The organism is Sphingobacterium sp. UBA5670 (assembly GCF_002420705.1).
Classification (GTDB): Bacteria; Bacteroidota; Bacteroidia; order Sphingobacteriales; family Sphingobacteriaceae; genus Sphingobacterium.
Window position 1 is genome coordinate 667,699 of sequence record NZ_DIIM01000021.1, and the last position, 1,175, is coordinate 668,873.

Consider the following 1,175-nt stretch of genomic DNA (forward strand, 5'->3'; position numbering starts at 1 on the left):
AACTCTTTTCCGAAATCTTGAAACAATGTCCCAAAACTTGCAACGCTGTCCGAAAAGTAACTATTACTCGACCCATTAAATTTCCCGAACGTATTCTGTAAAGCATCGTGTTAGAAATACCCCTTCAGCCTGTGTTTTATAACCTATTGAACCACATGAACTACCTAAATTCCTTTGCCTGCACCTAAATCTGCATCAAAATTGCAGGATCTTCGATGACATCAATATAAATCGGTTATGAAAACAAGCAATAAAATCATCATTGAAAAGAACAGACAAACCATCCGGAAGTATTATGAAAAATATAGCTGGTATAAGCTGGACCGAGAGGAGCTCACACACGAATTATTCATCCGTGGTGGTTTTCTAGTCATCCTTACCTGGCTGCTCTGGTGAGTTAAAAAGTATCCTGGAGGGAATATCTGTTCACTTTATTCAAACCATTTGCAATCCTGTGTTGTCCTATCTGTAAACTTAAATCAACAACACATTGAATAGATTTGCCCGAATTGCTTTAAAAACAATCTTGTGGATTATTGGCGGAATAATCGCGCTTTTTATTTTAATTGTTTTTCTGCTCCGCCTGCCCTCCATACAGAATTATATCGCCGGAAAAGTGACCCATTACGTTGAAGGCAAGATCGGCACCCCGGTTAAAATCGGCTACATCAATATTGATTTTCCAAAAAAACTGGTACTGGAGGATATCTATCTCGAAGATCAAAGCAAGGATACCCTCGTGGCGGGAAAACGTATTGCGGTCGATATCAATATGCTGAAATTATTAAAAAATACAGTTGAAATCCAAAGCTTGGAAGCCGATGGCATTACCGCTAAAATACGCCGTACCTTACCCGACAGTGCTTTTAACTTTGATTATATCGTAAAAGCCTTTGCTTCTGAAAAAGAAAGTGAGCCTGCCGCCGACAGCACCTCTGCCCTTTTGTTTAACCTCGATAAGGTCAAGTTTTCGAACATACATGCCGTTTACGCCGATGAGGTTATCGGTACCAGTGCAGATGTATATCTCGGTAACCTGAATACCAACATCAAGAAATTTGAGCTGACCAAAAATATGGCTTTTGATCTGCCAAAAATCAACATTGATGGGCTAAATGCCACTGTAAAGCAATGGAAACCTGCAGCCGATGGTACGGGTCCGTCGGTTGAAGATT

Annotated in this window: 2 protein-coding genes; both read left to right on the forward strand. The window is 40.3% G+C overall.

Translation table 11 applies throughout. The annotated features are described in order from the left end of the window. Positions 1–237: 237 nt before the first annotated feature. Positions 238–396, forward strand: a complete 159-nt coding sequence (locus tag B3C94_RS20765) for a hypothetical protein (RefSeq protein ID WP_293907316.1) — start codon at positions 238–240, stop codon at positions 394–396. 94 nt (positions 397–490) lie between these two features. Continuing rightward, on the forward strand, positions 491–1,175 hold a 685-nt coding region (locus tag B3C94_RS20770; RefSeq protein WP_293907318.1), incomplete at its 3' end, for an AsmA family protein.